We start from the raw sequence: 22,584 nt of genomic DNA, 5'->3' as shown, positions 1-22,584 counted from the left end.
CGGCCGGCGGCGACGCCGTGGCCCGGAGCGCCCGCAGCGCGTCGCGCAGGTCGCCCGGAACGCCGGGGCGCCGGCCGCCGTGCGCTGCGGCGTCGCGCAGCAGCCGCCGGATGACGGCGGAGGTCATCTCCGGGGCGGCGACGAGCAGTTCGCCGGCGGTCTGCTCCGCCTCGGCCCAGGCGCCCACCCGGAGGTAGCAGTCGAGCAGGCGGACGGTGACCACGCCCCGGTAGCCGACCTCGTTCTCCGGGCCGTCCCCCAGGGCCCCGCGCAGCACGGGGATCGCCTCGGCCCAGCGTCCGGCGTCGTGCAGCACCCGCCCGTGCTGCCGATCGATCTCGGCGTGGGTGACCCACCAGGCCCAGGCGGGGGTGTGGGCCGGCTCGCTCTCGCCGAGCAGGTCGTGCGCCCGGCGGAACGCCTTCGCGACCTCCCACTCGGCCCCGGCCACCGCGAGGCCCTGCGCCTGCCGGGCCCGGAACATGCTCGCCACGCGGGGCGTGAGCCGCCGCCGCGCCAACGCCGCCTCGGCGATGGCCAGTTCGTCCCGGCCCCGGCCGCTCCAGCCCGCGACCAGCCCGGTGTTCTGGAGGACCAGGAGTTCCATCGAGGCGTCCCCCGCGAGGCGGGCGAGGCGCAGCGCCTCCCGGTTGAACCGCTGGGCCGCGCGGAAGCGCGCCGCGTCGAAGAGCGCCCACCCGGCGATCTCCGCCAACTCGGCGGCCGCCGCCCACACCTCCCGCCCGACGCGACCGCCGGCGCCGGCGGTGACCAGCCGCCGGCGGACCGCGAGGAACGCCCCAACGGCCGGGCCCGCGATCGGAGTTCCGCCCGGCGCGTTGTCCAGCACGACCAGCCGTCGCGACGTCTCCCGGACCGCCCTTGCGAGGTCCCGACCGGTGTCGCTCCCCGCCGGGTCTCGCGGCGGCCCCACCACCGGCGGTCACCTCCCCGCTTCGCCAGATTCGGGAAGACACCCGTGGTGGCGCGTTGTTGCCACCCGATCTCCCCTCGCCGCCCGGGCGCTCTCGCGCGGCTTCTCCCCGGCCAGGACGCCGCCCAATCCGCGGGGTGAGGGGTGAGGGGTGAACGGTGCGGGGTTGGGGTGGTGCGGGTGGTAGGTGCGGGCCGGTGGCCGGTGCGGGGCAGCCCGACGTTTGGTTCGTTGACGAGTGGTGTGGGTGGGGGTTGAGGCTCGGGCGCGGACCACGACGTGCGGCTTCTCCATGGCGGACGACCGGCCGGGTGCGGGCGTAACGAATGACTGAGGAGGGCTGGCTGGGAAGGGGGGCGCGGCAGCGCCCTGTCTGATGCCCTACACCGTGCTCATGTTCCACAACGGGCCCAGCGTGTTGTACGTCCGACGATCCCCGTGGAGGCAGGCTCTACGACTCGGCGCGGACCGTTGCCTGGGGCCGGGATAACTATGATCGCCTGCGGGCCAACGCCTTGCCCCTGGACGCATCGCTAGCCCTGATCACTTCGCTCTCCAAGGAGCCGCAGTCGTGAGTACTCACGGCCGTTTCGCCGCTGCCGAGTGGGTCAAGTCGTCGTACAGCCAGGGCACGGGGGGCGAGTGCGTGGAGTTCTCACGGACCTTCGCGTCGGCCGGCGTTGTTCCGGTCCGGGACAGCAAGCAGTCCGACGTGCCGGCCCTCGACTTCCCGTTGGCCGGCTGGGCGTCGTTCGTCGCGGCCGTGCGGCGGGGGGAACTGCCCTCCTGACGGACACCCCCGCGCGGAAACCCCGGCCCCCACCCACACCAGCCCCCCCACAACGCCGGACGCCCGCCGGCCTTCGGGCCGGCGGGCGTCCTCGTGTCACTGGTGGGACGTCAACTCAGCACGCACGCGCCCTCGTTGAGGGTGAACGCCGTCGGCGCCGTGGCGTCGCCGCCGTGGCGGGCGACCAGGCCGAGGGTCAGGCTCTCGCCGGCCCCGATGGTCGCGTTGTGCTGGTCGTCGCGGGCCACCACCGTGTCGCCGGTGACGGTGAAGACCCCGCCCCAGCCGGAGACGAACCGCTGGCCCTCGGCGAGGGTGAACGCCAACTCCCAGCCCTCGACCGGCTCCTCGCCGGTGTTGGTCAGGGTGATCTCCGCGTTGTAGCCGTTGCTCCAGGACTCGGTCGTGACGGCGACCTGGCAGGTGCTGGCCGGCGCGGTCTCCTCGAAGGTGATCCGGTGCAGGCCGCCCGGCAGGTCGTTGACGGCGTAGAACTCGCCCTCCACCGTGGTGCCGATGGCGGTGATCTGGGTGCTGTTCTGGCCGACGTTGCCGATCTCGGCGGTGTCGTAGCCGCCGTTGCCGTCGGGCCGGATGCCGAAGACCCGCGAGGAGCAGTAGTCGACGGCCACATAGGTGCCGCCGGCCAGGTCGGCGAACTCCTGGCCCCGGTAGACCTGTCCGCCGATCACGGCGCAGTTGCCGCCGGTCAGCGGGTAGGTGAAGATCGGCTCGGTCAGCTCGGCGTTCGGGTCGCACTGCGCGGGGTCGAACTCGTCGTCGCCCTCGCGGCAGGACCAGCCGAAGTTGGCGCCGCCCTCGCCGGCCGGCAGGTGGTTGACCTCCTCCATCACGCCCTGCCCGACGTCGCCGATCCACAGCGAGCCGTCGGCCGGGTCGAAGGAGAACTTCCACGGGTTGCGCAGCCCGAAGGCCCAGATCTCCTCGCGCGCGCCCTCGACGCCGACGAACGGATTGTCCTCCGGCACGCAGTAGTTGAGGTCACCGCAGGCGGAGTCGATGTCCACGCGGAGGATCTTGCCGAGCAGGGTGTCGACCCGCTGCCCGGTGTCGAACGGGTCGCCCGAGCCGCCGCCGTCGCCGATCGACAGATAGAGGTAGCCGTCGGGCCCGAACGCGAGCTGGCCACCGTTGTGGTTGTCGTACTCGGGGTGCTCCTGGCTGAGCAGCACCTCCAGGCTGTCGTCTTTCAGCCCGTAGCGGGCGAGCGTCACCGCGCCGTCCTCGGCGGCGGTGTACGCGAGGTACAGCTCCTGGCTGTCGGCGAAGTCCGGCGGCGCCGCGATGCCCAGCAGGCCCCGCTCGTTGGCGCTGGAGTCCACCTCGTCGACGATGTCCAGCAGCGGGGTCGTCTCCAGGCCGGAGTCCGGGTGGTAGGCGCGGACGGTGCCCGGCTTCTCGGTGATGAACAGCCGGCCGCTGCCGTCGTCCGGCGCGACCAGCGCCGTCGGGCGGCGCAGCCCGGCGGCGACCTGGGTGGTGTCGGCGGTCAGGTTCTCCAGCGGAACGGCGGCGGCCTCGACGTCCCCGGCCGCCGCCCCGGCGGAGCGGGCGGCGTCGGCGGCCTCGGCGGCCGGGGGCGCGCCCTCGTCGGAGGCGGAGGCGGTGGCGGTGACGGCGATCGGGGTGAGCACGGTCAGGGAGACGGCGAGCAGCAGGGGCCCGGTCCATCGGCGTCGTGGCATAGCGGCTCCAACGGCGTGAGGGGGGTGGACGCGGAGCTGCGCCTCGGCCGGCTCGGCAACTCTGGGCGATGACGCTGAGCGATCAACCAAAGTCAGTACCTGGGGAGTTGAGACCGGCTCTGGCGAAGATCCGTGGAAGATCCGTACGGGGATGGCGACTTGCGCGACGCTATCCGCTCCCCCACCGGGATGCCAGGGCGCGCAGGCGAGTTCCGGATAGTAAACGATGTCCATTGTGGGAGCGCGCCCACGGCCCGGCACCCGGGGCGGGAACGAGCCCCACGGCGGGTGCTGCGACCGTTCACCCAAGGTGATCGACGCCAACCCTTTGACCGCCGGCCGGCAACCTGCCTAGGGTCGTGTCCTGTTGGAAAGCGTTTGTCCGCGATGGTTCCTGGGGGAGTTCGCCGGCGCCGCCGCCCTCTTCCCGGAGCCCAGTGAGGAACCCGCACATGCCCCTCCCCCAGCCCTCGGCACCCTCGACGCCCCCGGCCCGCCCGGGCGGCTTCTCCGTCGGCATCGTCGGCGCCGGCCAGTTCGCCGGCGCGTTCAGCAAGCTGTTCCACCTCCACCCCGGCGTCGGCCCCGTCTACGCCACCGACCTGCTGCCCGAACGGGCCGAGGCCCTCGTCGCCGAGCAGGGCCTGGCCGGCACCGTGCCCTCGTTCGAGGCGATGCTGGCCGACGAACGGATCGACGCCGTCGCCCTGTTCACCCAGCGCTGGACCCACGGGCCGCTGGCCGTGGCCGCGCTGCGCGCCGGCAAGCACGTCTACTCGGCGGTGCCGATGGCCGTCTCCGAGGAGGAGATACGCGCCATCGTCGAGGCGGTCAGGGAGACCGGCCTGACCTACATGATGGGCGAGACCAGCCACTACAACCCGGCCACCGTCTACGCCAGGAACCGCGTCGCCGAGAACGCCTTCGGCCGCCTCTTCTACGCCGAGGGCGACTACGTCCACGACATGGACCTCGGCTTCTACGCCGCCTACCAGTACAGCGGCGGCGACAGCTGGAAGGCCACCGCCAGCTATCCGCCGCTGCTCTACCCGACCCACTCCGTCGGCGGGGTGCTCGGCGCATGGGGAACGCACGCGGTGAGCGTCTCCGCGATCGGGGTCCGCGACGAGCGCGGCGACGGCGTCTTCGACCGCGAGGTCAGCCAGTTCGACAACGACCTCTCCAACGCCACCGCGCTCTTCGAGGTCGCCGGCGGAGGCTCGTTCCGGATCAACGAGTTCCGCCGGGTGGGCTACCCCTCGCACATCAGGGAGTCCAGGTTCCGCTTCTTCGGCACCGAGGGCAGCTTCGAGCAGCTGGCCACGTTCAGCGTCTGGCAGGACAAGGAGGGCGTGACGGACATCAGCGAACTGCTGCGCCCCGCGCCGACGTTGGCCGCCGACGACCCGTCGCTGGCGCACGTCGACCCGGCGCTCCGCGACGCCTTCGTCTCCGGCACCGCGCCGGTGCACGACCGCTCGCGGCTGCCGAAGGAGTTCGCGCACGTGCCCAACGGGCACGAGGGCAGCCACCACTTCCTGGTCGACGACTTCGTCACCGCCGTCAACACGGGCACGCTGCCCACGGTCAACGCGTGGGTCGCCGCCCGTTACACCCTGCCGGGCGTCGTCGCCCACGCCTCCGCGCTGCGCGGCGGGGAACGGCTCCGCGTCCCCGACCTCGGCGACCCGCCGAGCGACGGTTAGCCGGCGGGCGCGGCCTCCGGCCCGGCGGCGGCGCCTCGGGCCCTTCCCCGGGCGGTGTCGACGCGGCAGGGTGATGCCCGTGAGCGACACCGCCCTCTACTTTCCCGAAGTCAACCTCCCCGACGACGCCTGGGTGAAGGCGGCCGCGCTGCACTGGCCGCAGCTCGGCCGCATCCGCCCCCGTGGCTACTACGGCCTGCGCGAGTCCGACACCGTGCGACGGCTGCGCGAGGAGGCCGACTTCATCGTGGACGTGCGCCCCGGCTGGGGCGCCGGGCGCCGGGAACCCTGGGTGGACGAGGACGTGCTGCGCCGCGTCGACCCCGTCCTCTTCGAGCACCGGATGACGGGCACCGGCGACCAGGTCGACGCGCTGTTCTACGACTTCCTCGACCGGCACCGGGACGCACTGCTCCCCCGCTACGGGATCGAGGCGCTGGCCCCGGTGCGGCACCAGCCGGCACGGGGCGAGGTGTATGACGAACTCCAGCCGCTGGACCCCCGGTTGGCGAAGGTGCACCCGGCGAAGATGTCCTACCGGCTGGCCCGCCGACTCGCGGACGCTGGGCTGCTGTTCGCCCGGAGCTACCGGTGGCGCCGGGCCTCGGACGGCCGCGTGCTCGACGTGAGCGACCTGGCGATGCACCGCGCCCTGGGCCGCGTCTATCTGGCGGTGCTCGCGGACGTGGTCGCCCGGGAGAACGCGTTGACCCCGCTCACCGACCAGCCGTTGATGTGTGCCGTCACCTCGGGCTGGACGGTCGAGACCCTGGCGAGGGTGCTCCTCCCGGAGGAGGACGCCGAGGCGGAGGCGGAGGAACACCCCGACCCGGGCCAGGTGTTCGCGCTGCTCGCCCTGCGGACCGTGCTTCCCAGGGACCTGGCCGAGGTGCCGGTGGAGCGGATCATCGAGGCCAGGCGGCGGCTGCTGCCCGAGCTGTTGGAGTACCGCGCGTTCCTCGACGAACTGGCCCCCGATCTCGTCGAGATCAGCGCACTGCCCGACCCGGAGGTGCGGGCCGCCAAGCTGCGGAACCGGGTGGAACGCGAGATCACGGGGCCGATCGAGCGGATGGAGAACGAGATCGGCCGGCTCGGCCTCCAGCCGGCGCGGGCCGTGTTGACGCTCCAGACGCTCGCGCCGCCGGCGGCCCTCGGGGTGCTGGCCGAGGTCGCGCACGTGCCGTCCGTCGTCACCGGCGCCGGGGTGGCGGCCGGCTGCCTCGTCGGGGCGGCCAACAGCGCGCTCGACCAGCGCAGGCAGGCCCTCGCCGGGCACCCCACGGGCTATCTGCTGAGCCTGCGCGGCGAACTCGGCCCCTCCGAGGTCGTCGCCCGGGTCCGTTCCGCCGTGCGCCGCACGGCCCCCGGCCGCCGCCGGCGGCGGCGCTGACCGGGAGATTGGCGCGGAGCGCCCCATGCCTGGCGCGCAGCGCCAAGTGTCGGCCGCCGCTGGCTGGTTGGCTTGGTCCGGGGGTGAGGGGCGACCCCTCGGGTCGTGCGGGGAACCCCCAGGGGCCGGTCACCACCGCGCGGCACACGCCGAACGGCGGACCGGCCCCGGGGTTCGGTCGACGGCGACTGTCAGGGCCGTCGACCGGACCCCACCGGGTGGTTGGTGGGTGCGGGTGGTGGGTGCGTGCCGGTTTCGTCTGCGGGCCGGTGGCCGGTGCGGGTCAGCCCGACTGGTCGTTTGGTTCGTTGACGAGTGTTGTGGGTGGGGGGTTGGGGCTGTGGCGCGGGCTACGACGCGCGGCTTACATGGCGGGTGGGTCGGCCGGGTGCGGGCGTAACGCATGGCTGTGATGGGCTGGCTGGGAAGGGGGGGCGCGGCTTCCGGGAGCTGGGTTCGTTGCCGCCGGGGGCGGTGGGTGATGGCGACCGTGCCCTCCGGGCGCGGGGACTGCCGGGTTCTTTGAGGGACGACCGGCCGGTGGGGGCGTGCGTAGCGCGCACCGGCTTCGCCGGCCTGCCCCGGCATGTCGCCCGTCTCGGACGTGACCGATCGTCGGACTTATCGAGGGGCCGGTGGCGGTCCGGTGGTGGGCGGACGGTCATGGTGGCTTCGGTCAACGACCACGCTGCCGCGCGAACATCGCCTGCCGTCGCGGTAGTCCGCGCGCCGTCGACTCCCGAAGGCGGGCGCGCCGGGGGGTGGGGTCTCTTTCTGTAGGTGCCCGTTTGGAAGTGAACAGATCGTTCAACGAACCGGGGCGGGGCCACTAGTCGGCAGGCATCACGGTGAAGAACGTTCCGCCTGGCGTGCTCGGGGAGTTCGGGACCGTGCCCGTTACGGTCGCGCCCGGTGGGAGCGTTGGCGGGGCCTCCGGAGCCTGGGCCTCGGCGCCGGTGAGGATGACCGTTCCGGAGAGCAGCACCCCCGCGCCAAGGCCGACGGCGGTGCGTCGGGCGACCCGGACGGCGAGCGGGGCGGGGCCGGAGAAGTCGGTGAGGTCCCGGAGTTCGTCCACGGTCGGCGGCCCGACGCGGGGCGCGAGGACGGACTCCCGCAGCCCGGTGTCGCGGAGCCGCTCCAGGACGGATAGCACGCGTTGGACTGTCATGTCCAGGCAGAGTAGGGGCAGCGCGCCCCCCTGTCGAACCTCGCAGGTCCGCAGGGACACCCCCTCCAGCAGGAGATAGCACCACCATGGGCGTGTGCTCTGGGAGTGACGAAGCCCGGGCAAGGCCGTTGAACGATCTGTTCACTTCCAGACGGGCACCTAGAAAAAAGGTCCCCCCACCCCCGGCACGCCCGCCTTCGGGAGTCGACGGCGTGCGGACTACCGCGACGGCAGGCGATGTTCGCGCGGCAGCGTGGTCGTTGACCGAAGCCACCATGACCGTCCGCTCACCACAGGACCGTTACCGTCCCCGCGAGACGCCCGACGCTCGGCCACACTCCGAGACGGGCCATGTGCCGAGGCAGGCCGGCGAAGCCGGTGCGCGCTACGCACGCCCCCACCGGCCAACCGACCCCCAAAGAACGCCGCAGTCCCCGCGCCCAGAAGGCACGGCCGCCAGAGCTGACCCCCGTTCGACAACAAACCCCACCTCCCGGAAGCCGCGCCCCCCTTCCCAGCCAGCCTCTCCCAGCCATTCGTTACGCCCGCACCCGGCCGACCCACCCGCCATGTAAGCCGCGCGTCGTAGCCCGCGCCACAGCCCCAACCACACCGCACAGTTTCGTTGTTCACCCACGACCAGTCGGGCTGACCCGCACCAGCCACCGGCCCGCAGACGAAACCCGCACCACCCCACCACCCGCACCCACCCACCACCCGCACCCCGAGGCCCGTTCCGGCAAAGCGACGCGACGGCCACCGTCGGCCGCCCGCCCTCCCGCCTGGGCTGAACGCCCGTGACCCCGACGGCACATGGGGGATGCCGCCGGGGTCACGGGGTCGGGGTGCGGGCGGGCGCCCGGTGCTAGTCGGCCGTCGCCCCGAAGCCCTCCAGGATGCCGTTGTAGGCCGGCTTGGGCTGGTAGTTGTCGTCCCACGGCAGGGCCGCGCCCTGGCCGGGGAACGTGTCGGGGACCCAGGAGTCCGCGTCGCCGAAGCCCCAGATGGTCACGCCGGTGCAGCCGTCCACCGCCACGCAGGCGCCGACCACGTCGGCGTACTGGGTGGCCTGCCGGTCGAGCTTGGCCTGGTCGGCCGGGACGTCCATCCGCACGTCCAGCTCCGTGACGACGACCTCGAGGCCGAGGTCGGCGAAGCGCTGGAGGTTGGACTGGATGTCCGAGGCCGAGTACTGGTCCAGGATGAGGTGCATCTGGAACCCGACGCAGTCGATCGGCACGCCCTGGGCGAGCAGGCCGGAGACCAGCTGGTACATGGCGTCGCTCTTGGCGTTGGTGTGCTCGGTGTTGTAGTCGTTGATGCACAGCTTGGCGGAGGGGTCGGCGGCGTCCGCGTAGCGGAACGCGTCGGCGATGTACCCCTCGCCGAGCGTGTTGAGGAAGACGGACTGCCGCAGCGAACCGTCCTCGTTGAACGCCTCGTTGACCACGTCCCAGTAGGCGATCTCGCCGGCGTACTCGCCGACGACGGTGCCGATGTGGTCCTGGACGATCGCGTCCAGCTCCTCCGCGCCGAAGCCGCCGTTGGACACCCAGCCCGGCAGCTGGCTGTGCCAGACCAGGGTGTGGCCCCAGACCTGCTGGCCGTTGGCGGCGGCGAAGTCCATCAGCCGGTCGGCGCCGGCGAAGTTGTACTGGTCGCGGTTGGGCTGGATGGACTCCCACTTCATGACGTTCTCGGCGGTGACGCTGGAGAACTCCGTCGAGGCGATGTTGGTGTAGGTGGGGTCGTTGAGGCGGCCGTCCGCGATGGCGGTGCCCATGAAACGGCCGGTCGCCGAGGCGGCTTCCCTCAGCGTCGCGGCCTGGGTCCCGGTGTCGGGAACGACCTCGGCCTCGGCCGCCGGAGCGGCGCCCGTGGTTTCCTGGGCCTGTGCGTTGACGAACGCCACCCCGGAGAGCAAGGCTCCGGCGGTAACGGCGATCGCGGCTCTGCGCACCAGGGGAGACATAGCGATGCCCCTTTCGTTGTCATGCCCCCGCAGGCTGACGGCTCCGTTTCTAAGGGGCACTTGGGGGAGCGTCAACCCTTCCGGAATAATGTTGAAAAACTTCCGGAGCACCAGAACCAACGAAGAGGTACCCCATGGCAGCGGAACGCAAGGTCACCATCACGGCCATCGCCCGGGAGGCCGGGGTCTCGGTGCCCACGGTATCGCGCGTGGTCAACGGGCGTTCCGACGTGGCCCCCGAGACCCGGGCCCGGGTCGAGGAGCTGCTGCGCCAGTACGGCTACCGACGGCGCACCCACGCGCCCGGCGACCGGGCCGCGCTCGTCGACCTCGTCTTCAACGACCTCGACAGCCCCTGGGCCGTGGAGATCATCCGGGGCGTCGAGGAGGTCGCGCACGCCTCGGGCGTCGGCACCGTGGTCTCCGCGATCCACGACCGGGCGGGCGCGGCACGGCAGTGGATGACCAACCTGCGGGCGCGCGCCTCGGACGGCGTGATCATGGTGACCAGCGTGCTGGAGCCGCTGCTACACAAGGAGCTGCACCGGCTCGGGGTGCCGATCGTGGTCGTGGACCCGGCCGGCGCCCCGCCGTTGGACGCGCCGACCGTCGGCGCCACCAACTGGGCCGGCGGGCTGGCCGCCACCGAGCACCTGCTGTCGCTGGGCCACCGGCGGATCGGCTTCATCGCCGGGCCGCCCCGACTGCTGTGCAGCCGCGCCCGGTTGGACGGCTACCGCGCGGCGCTTGAGGGCGCGGGGCTGCCGGTGGACGAGGAGCTGACGGTGCCGGGCGACTTCTACCACGAGGCCGGGTTCACCGGCTGCGAGCGGCTGATGGAGCTGGCGGACCCGCCGACGGCGCTCTTCGCCGCGAGCGACCAGATGGCGATGGGCGCGATGGAGGCGCTGCGGCGGCGCGGGCTGCGCGTTCCGCAGGAGGTGAGCGTCGTGGGTTTCGACGATCTTCCGGAAATGCGGTGGTCCGCGCCGCCGTTGACCACGGTTCGCCAGCCGCTGGCCGAGATGGGCAAGGTCGCGGCGCGCACGGTGCTGCGGCAGGCGCGGGGCGAGGAGATCGACACGCCGCGCCTGGAGCTGGCGACCGAGTTGGTGGTGCGGTCCTCCACCGCTCCCCCGCCCGCGCGCTGACGCGCGGGCGCGCGCCCGCGCGCCCGAGGGCTTCCGTTGGTCTCGTTCCGGCGGCGATTGACCGAATCCGGCGGAAAGTTCGTCCGCACCGTTGACGGGACGGCATCGCCCCCGTAACTTGCATCGCCATCCACCGATAATTATCGGCGATTTTCCGGAAGGTGTGCGATGCGAAGCCCCAACCTGAGACCACGACTTCGGGTCCTGGCGGTGTCGGCCGCCTGCGCGGTCGCCGCGACCACGCTCGCGGCCTGCGGCAGCGACGGCCCCGGCGGCAGCTCGGACCGTCTGGAGGTCTGGGTCTACCAGGACGGCTCCACCACGATCCAGGAGGACTTCGTCGAGCGGTTCAACGAGACCTCCGACATCCAGGTCAACCTCACGCAGATACCCGGCGAGAACTACCAGGACCGGATGCGCACCGCGATGGGCTCGCCGAACGCGCCGGACATCTTCTTCAACTGGGGCGGCGGCAGCATCGCCGACTTCGTCGAGGAGGACATGCTGATCGACCTCACCGACACCCTCGCCGACGACCCGGAGTTCGGCGACGCGTTCATCCCGTCGATCCTGGACGCCGGCGCCATCGACGGCCGCCACTACGGCGTCCCGATGCGCGGCGTGCAGCCGGTGATCCTCTTCTACAACCAGACCCTCTTCGACGAGGCCGGGGTCGAGCCGCCCGCCTCGCTCGACGACCTGTTCTCGCTGGTGGACACGTTCGTGGAACGGGACATCACCCCGGCGGTGCTGGCCGGCGCCGACCCGTGGACCGAACTGATGTGGCTGGAGTACCTGTTGGACCGCCAGGGCGGCGCGGAGATCTTCGACCGGATCAGGAACGGCGACTCCTCCGCCTGGGGCGAGCCCGCCGTCCTCGCCGCCGCGCAGAACGCCGTCGACCTGGTCGAGGCCGGCGCCTTCGGCAACAACTTCCGCTCCGTGAGCTACACCACCGACGGCGCCTCGACGTTCTTCGCCCAGGGCGAGGCCGCGATGCACCTCATGGGCAGCTGGGAGTTCGCCAACCAGCTCTCCAACCAGCCGGAGTTCGCCGAGAGCGACCTGGCCTGGGCCACCTTCCCCGCCATCGAGGGCGGCACCGGCGACCCGGCCGCGCTGGTCGGCAACCCCACCAACTACTGGTCGGTCAACGCCAACGTCGAGGGCGAGAAGCTGGACGCCGCCGTCGAGTTCCTCAAGCTGCACGCCTCCGAGGACTACGCGAGCGCGCTGATCGCCAACGGCGACATCCCCACCACGGCCAACGCCGAGAGCCTGCTGGACGAGGCGCCCACGCCCGAGTACGCCCGCTTCCAGTACGAGATGGTGCGGAACGCGCCCAGCTTCACCCTCTCCTGGGACCAGGCGCTGCCCGCCGACCAGTCGACGCCGATGATCGACAACATCGAGAAGCTGTTCAGCGGCCAGCTCAGCGCCGAGCAGTTCGTCGAAGCGATGCTGAACCTCTAGGACCACATCCGTGAAGCGCGAGACGATTCGCTCCCCGCGCGCCGGGCGCCCAGGCATCGCCTGGGCGCTTCCGGCCGTGCTCTTCTTCTTTCTGTTCGCCGCCGCCCCGATGGGGATCGTCGGCTATCTGTCCTTCACCGACTGGGACGGCCTGAGCGACCCGAGCTGGACCGGGCTGGACAACTGGTCCCGGCTCTGGAACGACGACGGGATGCGCAACGCCATCTGGCTGAGCCTGCTGCTGACCGCGCTGAGCTGGCTGACGCAGACGCCCGTCGTGCTGCTGCTCGGCGTCTGGGCGGCGGGCCGGCAGCGCAACCGGGCGGTGCTCTCGGCCATCTTCTTCCTGCCGCTGTTGGCCTCCTCGGTCGCGCTCGCCCTGCTGTGGCGCACCATCTTCGACCCCAACCTGGGCCTGGCCGCCGACATCGCCGACTGGTTCGACCTGGACAACGCCGACCTGCTGGGCTCAAGCACCGGCGCGTTCGCGGCGATCCTCTTCGTCTCCGGCTGGCAGTTCGCCCCGTTCCACATGCTGATCTACCAGGGCGGCGCCCGGCAGATCCCGCAGTCGCTCTACGACGCGGCGTCCATCGACGGGGCCGGCACCGTGCGGCAGTTCTTCCATGTCACGCTGCCGCAGCTGAGGAACACCATCGTCACCTCCACGGTGCTCATGGTGGTGGGCGCGCTGACCTACTTCGACGTCGTGCTGATCCTCACGCGCGGCGGCCCGGGCGACGCCACCGCGATCGTTCCCTACCTGATGTACGAGACCGGCTTCCGCGCGTTCGACCTGGGCTACGCCAGCGCCGTGGCCGCCGCCCTCGTGATCGTCGCCACCGGCACCTCGCTGCTGCTGGTGCGGCTGACCGGGTTCAACAGGATGCGCAGCACCCGGGAGGGCATGTGAGCACCGAAACGGATCTCCGCCCCGAGCTGGCCAGGGACACCCCGCCCGCGCCGCCCGTGCGCGGCCGGCGCCCGTTCCGGCTGCCGAAGGCCAACTACCCGGCCGGGATCGGGGCGTTCGTCTGGCTGGTCATCGTGATCGTGCCGCTGTACATCCTGGTGGCCTCCACGCTCCAGAGCCGCCAGGAGTACCTGGACAACGGGCCGCTGTCGCTGCCCGACTCGATCTCGTTCGACAGCTACCGGCAGGTGCTGGAGGGCGACTTCCCCCGCTATCTGCTCAACACCCTGATCGTCACGGCCTCCTGCACCGCGCTGGTGCTCACGCTGGCGGTGACCGTCAGCTACAGCATCGTGCGCACCAGGTCGCGGCTGAGCCAGCGGGCGTTCCAACTCTTCCTGCTGGGCCTGGCGATCCCCTCCCAGGCCGTGATCATCCCGATCTACCTGATCATCACCGAACTGTCGCTCTACGACACGCTGTTGGCGATCATCCTGCCCACCGCCGCGTTCTCCCTGCCGGTGAGCGTGCTGATCCTGGTGGGCACCATGCGGGACATCTCGGAGGAGCTGTACGAGTCGATGGCGCTGGACGGCGCCAGGTCCGTGCGGGTCCTCTTCCAGCTGGTCATCCCCATGTCCCGGGCCGGCATCTCCACGGCGGGGGTCTTCTCGGCGTTGAGCGCGTGGAACGGCTTCCTCTTCCCGCTGATCCTCACCCAGTCCCGCGAGACCCGGGTGCTGACGCTCGGACTCTACGACTTCGTGGGCGAGTTCCGGGTGGACATCCCGGCGCTGCTGGCCGCCGTGGTGCTCTCCATCGTGCCGATCTTCACCGCCTACCTGTTCGCGCGCCGCCAGCTGATCAACGGACTGATGGGGGTGGGCGGCAAATGAGCGCGACGCCGGGGGCACGCCCCACCCCGGACACCGAGACGAGGAGTTCCATGGACCAGCCCTGGCAGGACGCCACCCGCACCCCGCTCGCCCGGGCCGAGGCGCTGCTGGCCGAGCTGACGCTGGAGGAGAAACTGGCCCAGCTGGTCAGCATCTGGCCCGGCTCCGACGTCGGCGGCGAGGACGACGCCGAGGTCGCGCCGCTCCAGCACCAGATCAACAACGGCCAGCCCGACCTGTCGGAGCTGCTGCCCAACGGCCTGGGCCAGCTGACCCGCCCGTTCGGCACGCTGCCGGTCGACCCGACCGAGAAGGCCAAGCTGCTGGCCGAGGACCAGCGGCGGATCGTGGCCGCCGGGCGGTTCGGGATACCGGCGCTGGCGCACGAGGAGTGCCTGACCGGGTTCACCGCCTGGCAGGCGACGATCTTCCCCACGCCGCTGGCCTGGGGCGCCACCTTCCACCCCGAACTGGTCGAGCGGGCCGCCCGGTTGATCGGCGACTCGATGCGTTCGGTCGGCATCCACCAGGGGCTGTCCCCGGTGCTCGACGTCACCCGCGACCCGCGCTGGGGCCGCACCGAGGAGACCATCGGGGAGGACCCGTACCTGGTGGCGACGGTGGCCACCGCCTATGTGCGGGGCCTGGAGTCGGCCGGGATCGTGGCCACCCTCAAGCACTTCGTCGGCTACTCCGCCTCCCAGGCCGCCCGCAACCATGCCCCGGTCTCGCTGGGGCCGCGCGAGCTGTCGGACGTGCTGCTGCCGCCGTTCGAGATGGCGTTGCGCGAGGGCGGGGCCCGTTCCGTGATGGCCGCCTACAACGATGTGGACGGGGTGCCGGCGACCGCCGACGGCGACCTGCTGATCCGACTCCTGCGCGAGGACTGGGGGTTCACCGGCACGGTGGTCTCCGACTACTTCGGGATCTCCTTCCTTGAGGTCAACCACGGCGTCGCCGGCTCGCCAGGCGAGGCGGCGGCCGTCGCCCTGGCCGCCGGTGTGGACGTGGAGCTGCCCGCGCAACGCTGCTACGGCCCGCCGCTGGCGGAACGGGTGCGCTCCGGCGAGGTCCCCGAGGAGCTGGTGGACCGCTCGGTGCTGCGCGTGCTGGCCCAGAAGGCCGAACTCGGCCTGCTCGACGCCGAGTACAGCCCCGAGCCGGCCGCCCTCAGCGACGGCGGGCGGGTGGACCTCGACCCGCCGGCGATGCGCGCCGTCGCCCGCCAACTCGCCGAGGAGTCGGTGGTGTTGCTCGCCAACCGCGACGGGGCGCTGCCGCTGCCCGGCGCGGCGCGGATCGCGGTCGCCGGGCCGCTGGCCGACGACGTGGCACCACTGCTGGGCTGCTACACCTTCCCCCGCCACGTCGGCGTCAGCCACCCGGAGCTGCCGCTGGGCGTCGAGGTGCCCACGCTCTACGAGGCGCTGGCCGCCGAGCTGCCGAACGCCCGCGTCACCCGCGCCGCGACGCCCGAGGACGCGGCCGGCGCCGACGTCTGCGTCGCCGTCGTCGGGGACCGCTCCGGCCTCTTCGGGCGCGGCACATCGGGCGAGGGCTGCGACGCCGCCGATCTCGAACTCCCCGACGAGCAGGGCGCGTTCCTCGACGAGCTGCTCGCCACCGGGGTGCCCGTGGTGCTGGTGTCGCTGACCGGCCGGCCCTATGCGCTGGGCCGCTGGGCGGACCGGCTCGCCGGCGCCGTGCAGGCGTTCTTCCCCGGCGAGGAGGGCGCGGGCGCCGTCGCCGGCGTGCTGTCCGGGCGGCTCAATCCGGCCGGGCGGCTGCCAGTCGGGGTGCCGAGGAACACCGGCGGCCAGCCGTGGAGTTACCTCGCGCCGCCGCTCGGCCAGGCCGGCGAGGCCAGCAACATCGACCCGACGCCGCTCTTCCCGTTCGGCCACGGCCTCGGCTACACCACGTTCGCCTGGAGCGACGCCGCGCTCTCGGCCGAGACCGCGACCACCGAGGGCGAGGTGACCGTCTCGGTGACCGTCACCAACACCGGGGAACGTGAGGGCACCGAGGTGGTGCAGCTCTACCTCCACGACCCGGTGGCCAGGACCGCCCGGCCCGTCAACCGGCTGGTCGGCTACGCCAGAGTCCCGCTGGCGGCCGGCTCGTCGGCGCGGGTCGGGCTCACCTTCCCCGCCGACCTCGCCGGCTACACCGTGGCGCCCGGGCGGCGGATCGTGGAGCCGGGCGCGCTGGAGCTGCGGCTCGGCGCCTCCGTCGGGGACCTGCGGCACGCCCTGCCGCTGACCCTCACCGGCCCCGAACGCCGGCTCGGCCACGACCGCAGGATGAGCTGCCCGGTCACGGTCGAGCCGGTGGAGGGCGCCGGGCCGTGAGCCGGCCCGACGGGCGTCCCCGGGGGCCCACCCGCCCCGGAGGTCACGAGGAGTGACGAACGCTCGCACGCCACCGGGGCGCGGCCTACCCTTGGGGCCATGCGTTGGACCGCACGGGACATCCCCGATCTCAAGGGCCGCACCTCGGTGGTCACCGGCGCCAACGGCGGGCTGGGCTATGTCACCGCCCGTGAACTGGCCCGGCGCGGCGCCCGGGTGGTGCTCGCCTGCCGGAGCCAGCGGCGCGGCCAGTCCGCGCTGACCCGGCTGCTGGAGGAGGTGCCGGAGGCCCGCGCGGAGCTGCGCCTCCTGGACCTGGGCGACCTCGCCTCGGTCCGCGCGTTCGCCGGCGACTGGGGCGAGGCGCCGCTGCACCTGCTGGTCAACAACGCGGGGCTGATGGCCGTGCCCCGGTCCACCACCGCCGACGGCTTCGAGAGCCAGTTCGGCGTCAACCACCTGGGCCACTTCGCCCTCACCGGGCTGCTGTGCGGGGCGCTGCGCAACGCCGGCGGCGCCCGGGTGGTCACCGTCTCCAGCCTGCTGCACCTGGTGGGGAACGTCAACATCAACGACCTCAACGCCGAGCGCCGCTACCGGCGTTGGCTGGCCTACGGGCGTTCCAAGACGGCGAACCTGCTGTTCACCCACGAGCTGGCGCGCCGCGCCGCCGGCACCGACCTGCTCGCGGCCGCCGTGCACCCCGGCTACGCCGACACCGGGCTCCAACTCCAGGCGGCCAGGTTGGAACGGAACGCCGTCAAGGAACGCGTCGCCCGCCTCGGCAACCGGCTGCTGGCGGCCCGGCCGGAGGCCGGCGCGATGCCGACGCTGTACGCGGCGACGGCGCCGGGCGTCGCGCCCGACTCGTTCACCGGGCCCGGCGCGCTGCGCGGCCGCCCGGGGCGCACGCCCCGCGCACCCTGGACCCTCGACGACGCGGTGGCCCGGCGGCTGTGGCAGGTGTCGGAGGAGCTGACGGGCATCCGCTATCCCCTGCCCGGGGCGGGTTGACCCGGGGCCCCTGGCCGGTTCCCCTGGCGGTGCGGGCCGGTGAACGGGTGGAGGCCGCCGGACGGCGCCGTCGGGGCCGGCAGCAGCGTGCGGCCGGCCGGGGTGAGCGTGTGCAGCACCTCGTTGCCCCGGCGCACCGAGTGCACCAGCCCCGACTCCCGCAGCACCCGCGCGTGTTGGGACGCCGAGCCCAACGAGATCCCGACCCGCCGGGCCAACTCCCCTGTGGTCGCCCCGTTCTCCGCCGCGCAGGCCAGCACCCGGGCCCGCGTCGTCCCGAGCAGCCGGCCCAGCGCCGCCCGGTCGGCGGAGACCACCGGGCCGTGCGCCACCGGATAGACCAGCACCGGCGGCAGCGCCGGGTCCGCCAGCATCACCGGGGCCCGCCAGCAGAAGTACGACGGGATCAGCAGCAGCCCCCGCCCGCCCAGCTCCACCTCGCGGTCCACCGGATAGTCCGCCTCCAGCACCGGCGGGTTCCAGCGCAGCGCCGGGCGCAGCCCGGACAGCAGCGCGTCCACCCCGCCGAAGGTCAACTGCCGGGCACGCGCCGCCAGATCGGCGTCGACGGCGGTGCGCACCGCCGACCAGACCGGGTGGCCGCCGACCGCCACCCGGTGGTAGCGCTCCAGGTCGTCGGTGAGCCGTTCCAACGCGGCCGGCTCGCCGTCGGCCAGCCCGCGTAACCACCCCGCGCGGCCCGGCCCGTGCGTCAGCCGCCCCAGCTCGGCGGCCAGCCGCCGCCGGGGCGTGGCCCGCACCGCCTCCAGGGCGGCCCGCCAACCCCAGGCGGACTCCGCCGGGTTGAGGAAGTCGGGGAAGTAACCCCGGCGCGGGATCAGCGTGTTCAGGCTCTCCGGTAACGCCCGCGCGGAGCGCAACGACCGCCGCCAGGGACCGTGGACCACGTCACCCTGGCCGTCCCGCAGCCGGTGCACGCTCAGCACCGTCTCCCACAGGGGATCGGCCCGCGCGGCCAACCGGACCCGCCCCAGATCGTCCCCCGTGAAACGCACCCTCAGCCGCATCGGCCAAGCCTCCCGTGGCGCCAGGCCGCGCCCCCGCAGGCCGCCGGCTGGTGACCAACGCGGCCCGGGGACACGGCGGTTCGTGACTACCCGGCGGTTTTAGCCTACGTCGAAGCTGCTGGTCCTTCAGGCGTCCTGCCGTCACTCTTGGCCATCCGGCCCCGCTCGGGTCGGGGGGAGTCGGCGCCTGACCAGCGCCGCTGACCAGTCGTTGGCCATGTCGGGCGGAAGTCCCTTACTTCGCACCCGGCCCGTCGGCGACTCCCCGAGCGGCGGCCGGCCCCTCTCCCGTGTGGATCGGCACCGCCCCGCCGTGCGATACTGCTCTGTTCTCGTGTCATACTCTGCGCCGAGCGCCCCGAGGGAGCGCGCGGATTCGCACAACGGGGGAAGAAGTCATGGGCTTGGTACTGGCCTTCGTCGGACTCGTCGCGCTGGCGGCCGTCGTGGCCGCCGTGGCGGCGGCGAAACGCGCCAACCCGAGGGCCGCCGCGCCCCGGGCGCCCCGGGACCCGTTCGCCGCCGACGGCGAAACGGGCGGCGACCCCAGGACGTTGAAGGCCGGCGACATGGTGGAGTACCTCGGCGAGCGCCTCTTCGTGCGCGGCTCGCTGCGGCTGACCGAGGGCGGCTTCAGCTGGTCGGAGCACTTCGTCGACCCGATGAACGCCGACGGCGGCGCCGAGAGCGGCCACCGCTGGATCTCCGTCGAGGAGGACCCGGACCTTGAGGTGATGCTCTGGTCCGAGTACCGGGGAGAGGCCGAACTCCTCCCGAGCCAGGCGACGTTGACGGTCGACGGGGTCACCTACCGCCGCTCCGAGCACGGCACGGCGAACTACCGCTCCGAGGGCACCACGGGCCTCGGCGCGACCGGCCGCGTCGAGTACGCCGACTTCGAGGGGCCCGGCGGCCGTGGCCTCGCCTTCGAGCGGTTCCTCGACGAGCGGGGCCAAGGCCGCTGGGAGGTCTCCCTCGGCGAACGGGTGCCGCGCGGCACCCTGACGATCTATCCGGGAAGCGGCCCGGAGGGTCATCCTGGGAGCGACGCGTGACCGGAGGCATACGCCTGGCCACGCCCTACCGCGACACCAGCGCCGACCAGCTGCGCTTCACGCTGGCCGGCCCCCGTCGCCGGGCGCTGGCCGTGACCGAGGCCGAACTGGGCGGCGTCACCGTCCAGTTGCGCCTGCTGGGCGCCTCGCACCAGGTGCTGGCCGGGCCCGTCAGCGAGACCCTGGCCTGCCTGCCGGCCGAGCCGGGCGAGGGCCCGCCGCACACCGTGCGCCGCCGCATCGACGGCTGGGCGTACGCCTTCGACTCCACCGTCCGGCACTGCGCGGCCGACGAACTGACCGAACGCGCCGCCGCCCTGCGCCACCGCCTCGCGGGCGAACCGGCCGCGCTCCACGGCGTCTTCCCCGGCTCGCCCGACGCCCTGACGGCGCTGCTCGTCCGGCGTTCCGGGCCGGTGATCACCTGGCTGACCTGGCACGTCTACCCGCAGGCCGGACAGATCGTGGAGACCACAACCCGCCTGGAGGTCCCGTGAGGTCCCGCCACCCCTTCCGCCGCGCCACGGCGTTGGCGCTCGTCGCCGCCGTCACCGTGCTGACCGGCTGTTCCGGCGGCGGCTCGGACGACGCGCCGCGCGGCTGGATCGCCGACACCTACCAGCGCGGCAGCGGCTCCGGCGTCTATCTCGACCCCGTGGACCGGCCCGGCATCGTGGCCGACGAGATCGACGGCCAGTCCTCGGCCGAGGACCGGATCACGAGCGACGACCAGGTGTTCCTGAAGTACGACGACGACATCGTCGCCATCAGCCCCAACTCGCCCCGGGGCAGTCGGATCGAGATAGAGGACTACCGCAGGGGCGTCCAACGCTGGCACAACCACGTCGGGCACCGGTGGTCGTCCTCGCAGAACGACAACTTCCGTGGCGGCGGCCCCGGTTCCGGCAAGTGACCGCCCGGGCCCGGCCCGCCCACCCCGTTCAACTCGTTCAACTCGTTCAACAGATCCCAGACCCAGAGAAGGAAGGTAGACCATGGGGGACATATTCGAGTCCGCCGGCGAGGCTCTCCTCTATGGCCTCGTCGGCTTCGCCGTGATGGCCGTGGCGTTCCTCGCCCTCGACCTCGTCACGCCGGGGCGGCTGGACCGCGTCGTGTGGAAGGAACGCAACCGGGGCGCCGCGATCGTCCTCGGCAGCCAGATGCTGGGCGTCGGCTGGGTGGTGATGCGGGCGGTCGGCACCAGCGAGTCCGAGGACGGCCTCGGCTGGGGCCTGGTCAGCACCGGCGTCTACGGCCTCGCCGGCGTCGTCCTGATGATCCTGGTGTTCGTGCTGATCGGCTGGCTGGCCCCGGGACCGATGGGCGCGGTCGCGTTCGAGGACCGGGACGGGCAGGCCCACCCGGCCGCCTGGGTGCACGGCGCCACCTACCTCGGCACCGCACTGATGGTCGGCGCGGCGCTCTCGTGATCCCGCGCCCTCGGCTGGCGCGGTTCCTGCTGCTCCTCACGGTCTTCCTCTGTGCCGCCTGCGGCCTGGTCTACGAACTGGCCCTGGTCGCCCTCGGCGGCTATCTGATCGGGAACACCGTCTTCCAGACCTCACTCGTGCTGTCCGTGATGGTCTTCGCCATGGGCGTGGGCTCGCTGGCGGCCAAGCCGCTGCGGGCCCGCGCCGTCGGCGCCTTCGCCCTGGTCGAGGGGCTGTTGGCGCTGGTCGGCGGCCTCTCGGTGCTGCTGCTCTATGTGCTGTTCGCCTGGGTCGGGATCTACACCGAGGCGATGACCGTGGTGGCGTTCGTCGTCGGCGTGCTGATCGGCGCCGAGATCCCGCTGCTGATGACGATGCTCCAGCGCATCCGCCGCCAGGAGGCGGGCGGCGCGGTCGCCGACATGTTCGCCGTCGACTACCTGGGCGCGCTGGTCGGCGGGCTGTGCTTCCCGTTGCTGCTGCTGCCGACGTTCGGCCAGCTCAGGGGCGCGCTGGTGGTCGGGGCCGTCAACGCGACGGTCGGCATGGCCGTGGTGCTGTGGATCTTCCGCCGCCAGACGCGGCGCTTCGTCCGCACCGGGCTGCTCGCCACGATGGCGGTGATCCTGGCGCTGCTCGGCGGGGCGTACGTCTTCGCCGAGGACATCGAGGTGACCGCGCGGCAGCGGCTCTACCGGGACCCGATCCTGCTCGCCGAGCGCACCCCGTACCAGGAGATCGTGGTCACCCGCTCGTTCGCCTTCACCGGCGGCCGCGACCTGCGGCTCTTCCTCAACGGGGACCTCCAGTTCTCGTCCGTCGACGAGTACCGCTACCACGAGGCCCTCACCCACCCGGCGCTCGCGGGGCCGCACCGGAGGGTGCTGGTGCTGGGCGGCGGCGACGGGCTGGCGCTGCGGGAGATCCTGCGCTACCCGGACGTCGAGGACGTCACCCTCGTCGAGATGGACCCGGCGATGACCGACCTCGGCACCGGCTTCGGGCCGCTGCGCGAGCTGAACGACGGCGCGTTCGACGACCCGCGCGTGAACGTCGTCCACGACGACGCGTTCAACTGGCTCCGCGACGCTGAGGGTTCCTGGGACGCGGTGCTGATCGACTTCCCGGACCCGGAGGACACGGCGACGGCGAAGCTGTACTCGGTGGAGTTCTACTCCATGCTCACCCGGGTCCTCGCCCCCGACGCCCGCGTCGTCGTCCAGAGCGGGTCCCCGTTCTTCGCGCCCAACAGCTTCTGGTCCATCCAGACCAGCATCGCCGAGGCGGGCCTGGCGACCACGCCCTACCAGGTGGACGTGCCCAGCTTCGGCAACTGGGGCTTCGTCCTGGCCTCCCTCGACGACACACCTCCGCCGCTGGAACTCTCCCCCGCCGTCCCGCCGCTGCGCTACCTCTCCCCCGAGGTCCTCACCGCCTCCGCCGTCTTCCCCCCGGACCGCCAACGCCCCACCGACATCCGCGCCAACACGCTGATGGAACCGGTGATCATCGACTACGGGCGGGACGAGTGGCAGTACAACTAGGCAACCAGGCCCCGCCCGGGCGGGGTTGACCACACGGGCGTCGGCGAGCGGGGA

At 72.7% G+C, this 22,584-nt stretch carries 19 protein-coding genes; 14 read left to right on the top strand and 5 right to left on the bottom strand.

The window, feature by feature from the left end; all coding sequences use genetic code 11:
- On the bottom strand, nt 1-934 hold a 934-nt coding region (locus EBN88_RS10900), incomplete at its 3' end, for a tetratricopeptide repeat protein (protein WP_147472700.1).
- A 571-nt stretch (nt 935-1,505) separates the two neighbouring features.
- Here EBN88_RS10900 and EBN88_RS10895 point away from each other — a divergent pair.
- Complete coding sequence (locus EBN88_RS10895; RefSeq protein ID WP_122183622.1) at nt 1,506-1,724, top strand: DUF397 domain-containing protein; 219 nt, start codon at nt 1,506-1,508, stop codon at nt 1,722-1,724.
- Between the two features lie 110 nt (nt 1,725-1,834).
- On the opposite strand, the gene EBN88_RS10890 is transcribed toward EBN88_RS10895, so the two are convergent.
- On the bottom strand, nt 1,835-3,430 hold the full coding sequence (locus tag EBN88_RS10890) for a PQQ-dependent sugar dehydrogenase (RefSeq protein WP_122183621.1): 1,596 nt from the start codon (nt 3,428-3,430) through the stop codon (nt 1,835-1,837).
- A gap of 452 nt (nt 3,431-3,882) precedes the next feature.
- Between EBN88_RS10890 and EBN88_RS10885 the strand changes: the two genes are divergently transcribed.
- Complete coding sequence (locus tag EBN88_RS10885) at nt 3,883-5,136, top strand: Gfo/Idh/MocA family protein (protein ID WP_122183620.1); 1,254 nt, start codon at nt 3,883-3,885, stop codon at nt 5,134-5,136.
- Between the two features lie 79 nt (nt 5,137-5,215).
- The gene (locus EBN88_RS10880) at nt 5,216-6,529 is read left to right on the top strand and encodes a DUF6236 family protein (protein ID WP_147472699.1); all 1,314 of its coding nucleotides are present in this window, start codon (nt 5,216-5,218) and stop codon (nt 6,527-6,529) included.
- A gap of 829 nt (nt 6,530-7,358) precedes the next feature.
- Here EBN88_RS10880 and EBN88_RS10875 read toward each other — a convergent pair.
- Together EBN88_RS10875 and EBN88_RS10870 are read right to left on the bottom strand one after the other, a co-directional pair.
- Complete coding sequence (locus EBN88_RS10875) at nt 7,359-7,685, bottom strand: hypothetical protein (protein ID WP_147472698.1); 327 nt, start codon at nt 7,683-7,685, stop codon at nt 7,359-7,361.
- An 880-nt stretch (nt 7,686-8,565) separates the two neighbouring features.
- A complete protein-coding gene (locus EBN88_RS10870) occupies nt 8,566-9,672 on the bottom strand; it encodes an endo-1,4-beta-xylanase (RefSeq protein ID WP_122183617.1) in 1,107 nt (368 codons plus the stop codon).
- Nucleotides 9,673-9,806: 134 nt separating this feature from the next.
- Here EBN88_RS10870 and EBN88_RS10865 point away from each other — a divergent pair, with 134 nt between their 5' ends.
- From EBN88_RS10865 to EBN88_RS10840, 6 genes are all read left to right on the top strand, one after another.
- Nucleotides 9,807-10,823 carry a LacI family DNA-binding transcriptional regulator gene (locus EBN88_RS10865; protein WP_122183616.1) on the top strand — a complete coding sequence of 339 codons (1,017 nt, stop codon included), beginning with the start codon at nt 9,807-9,809 and terminating at the stop codon, nt 10,821-10,823.
- Between the two features lie 168 nt (nt 10,824-10,991).
- Nucleotides 10,992-12,296: an extracellular solute-binding protein gene (locus EBN88_RS10860; RefSeq protein ID WP_199742314.1), complete on the top strand. Its 1,305-nt coding sequence runs from the start codon at nt 10,992-10,994 to the stop codon at nt 12,294-12,296.
- A gap of 10 nt (nt 12,297-12,306) precedes the next feature.
- Complete coding sequence (locus EBN88_RS10855; protein ID WP_122183615.1) at nt 12,307-13,209, top strand: carbohydrate ABC transporter permease; 903 nt, start codon at nt 12,307-12,309, stop codon at nt 13,207-13,209.
- On the top strand, nt 13,206-14,105 hold the full coding sequence (locus EBN88_RS10850) for a carbohydrate ABC transporter permease (protein ID WP_122183614.1): 900 nt from the start codon (nt 13,206-13,208) through the stop codon (nt 14,103-14,105). Before EBN88_RS10855 ends, EBN88_RS10850 begins: the two co-directional genes overlap by 4 nt.
- Nucleotides 14,106-14,155: 50 nt before the next feature.
- On the top strand, nt 14,156-16,456 hold the full coding sequence (locus tag EBN88_RS10845) for a beta-xylosidase/alpha-l-arabinosidase (protein WP_122183613.1): 2,301 nt from the start codon (nt 14,156-14,158) through the stop codon (nt 16,454-16,456).
- A 99-nt stretch (nt 16,457-16,555) separates the two neighbouring features.
- Nucleotides 16,556-17,470: an oxidoreductase gene (locus EBN88_RS10840; protein ID WP_122183612.1), complete on the top strand. Its 915-nt coding sequence runs from the start codon at nt 16,556-16,558 to the stop codon at nt 17,468-17,470.
- On the opposite strand, the gene EBN88_RS10835 is transcribed toward EBN88_RS10840, so the two are convergent.
- On the bottom strand, nt 17,446-18,498 hold the full coding sequence (locus EBN88_RS10835; RefSeq protein ID WP_122183611.1) for an ArsR/SmtB family transcription factor: 1,053 nt from the start codon (nt 18,496-18,498) through the stop codon (nt 17,446-17,448). The two genes, EBN88_RS10840 and EBN88_RS10835, sit on opposite strands and share 25 nt — an antisense overlap.
- Nucleotides 18,499-18,896: 398 nt before the next feature.
- Here EBN88_RS10835 and EBN88_RS10830 point away from each other — a divergent pair, with 398 nt between their 5' ends.
- The 5 genes from EBN88_RS10830 (at nt 18,897) to EBN88_RS10810 (ending at nt 22,530) form a co-directional block, all read left to right on the top strand.
- Nucleotides 18,897-19,553 carry a DUF4178 domain-containing protein gene (locus EBN88_RS10830; protein ID WP_122183610.1) on the top strand — a complete coding sequence of 219 codons (657 nt, stop codon included), beginning with the start codon at nt 18,897-18,899 and terminating at the stop codon, nt 19,551-19,553.
- The gene (locus tag EBN88_RS10825; RefSeq protein WP_122183609.1) at nt 19,550-20,050 is read left to right on the top strand and encodes a DUF2617 family protein; all 501 of its coding nucleotides are present in this window, start codon (nt 19,550-19,552) and stop codon (nt 20,048-20,050) included. The genes EBN88_RS10830 and EBN88_RS10825 overlap by 4 nt, the downstream gene beginning before the upstream one ends.
- Nucleotides 20,047-20,466, top strand: coding sequence for a DUF4247 domain-containing protein (locus EBN88_RS10820; RefSeq protein WP_233580592.1), 420 nt, complete (start codon nt 20,047-20,049; stop codon nt 20,464-20,466). Before EBN88_RS10825 ends, EBN88_RS10820 begins: the two co-directional genes overlap by 4 nt.
- Before the next feature lie 82 nt (nt 20,467-20,548).
- Entirely contained in the window at nt 20,549-20,986 is a 438-nt protein-coding gene (locus EBN88_RS10815) for a DUF350 domain-containing protein (protein ID WP_122183608.1), read from the top strand.
- Nucleotides 20,983-22,530 carry a polyamine aminopropyltransferase gene (locus EBN88_RS10810; protein WP_122183607.1) on the top strand — a complete coding sequence of 516 codons (1,548 nt, stop codon included), beginning with the start codon at nt 20,983-20,985 and terminating at the stop codon, nt 22,528-22,530. Before EBN88_RS10815 ends, EBN88_RS10810 begins: the two co-directional genes overlap by 4 nt.
- The last annotated feature ends 54 nt before the right edge of the window (nt 22,531-22,584 follow it).

This window comes from Streptomyces triticirhizae, assembly GCF_003696235.1.
GTDB classification, from domain to species: Bacteria; Actinomycetota; Actinomycetes; order Streptomycetales; family Streptomycetaceae; genus Streptomyces; species Streptomyces triticirhizae.
This window is presented reverse-complemented; position numbering and strand designations above follow the sequence as displayed.

Coding starts and splice junctions, on each gene's coding strand:
- EBN88_RS10885 (WP_122183620.1), top strand. CDS start 3,883: ATGCCCCTCCCCCAGCCCTCGGCACCCTCGACGCCCCCGGCCCGCCCG.
- EBN88_RS10870 (WP_122183617.1), bottom strand. CDS start 9,672: ATGTCTCCCCTGGTGCGCAGAGCCGCGATCGCCGTTACCGCCGGAGCC.
- EBN88_RS10815 (WP_122183608.1), top strand. CDS start 20,549: ATGGGGGACATATTCGAGTCCGCCGGCGAGGCTCTCCTCTATGGCCTC.
- EBN88_RS10835 (WP_122183611.1), bottom strand. CDS start 18,498: ATGCGGCTGAGGGTGCGTTTCACGGGGGACGATCTGGGGCGGGTCCGG.
- EBN88_RS10840 (WP_122183612.1), top strand. CDS start 16,556: ATGCGTTGGACCGCACGGGACATCCCCGATCTCAAGGGCCGCACCTCG.
- EBN88_RS10890 (WP_122183621.1), bottom strand. CDS start 3,430: ATGCCACGACGCCGATGGACCGGGCCCCTGCTGCTCGCCGTCTCCCTG.
- EBN88_RS10860 (WP_199742314.1), top strand. CDS start 10,992: ATGCGAAGCCCCAACCTGAGACCACGACTTCGGGTCCTGGCGGTGTCG.
- EBN88_RS10845 (WP_122183613.1), top strand. CDS start 14,156: ATGGACCAGCCCTGGCAGGACGCCACCCGCACCCCGCTCGCCCGGGCC.
- EBN88_RS10830 (WP_122183610.1), top strand. CDS start 18,897: ATGGGCTTGGTACTGGCCTTCGTCGGACTCGTCGCGCTGGCGGCCGTC.
- EBN88_RS10865 (WP_122183616.1), top strand. CDS start 9,807: ATGGCAGCGGAACGCAAGGTCACCATCACGGCCATCGCCCGGGAGGCC.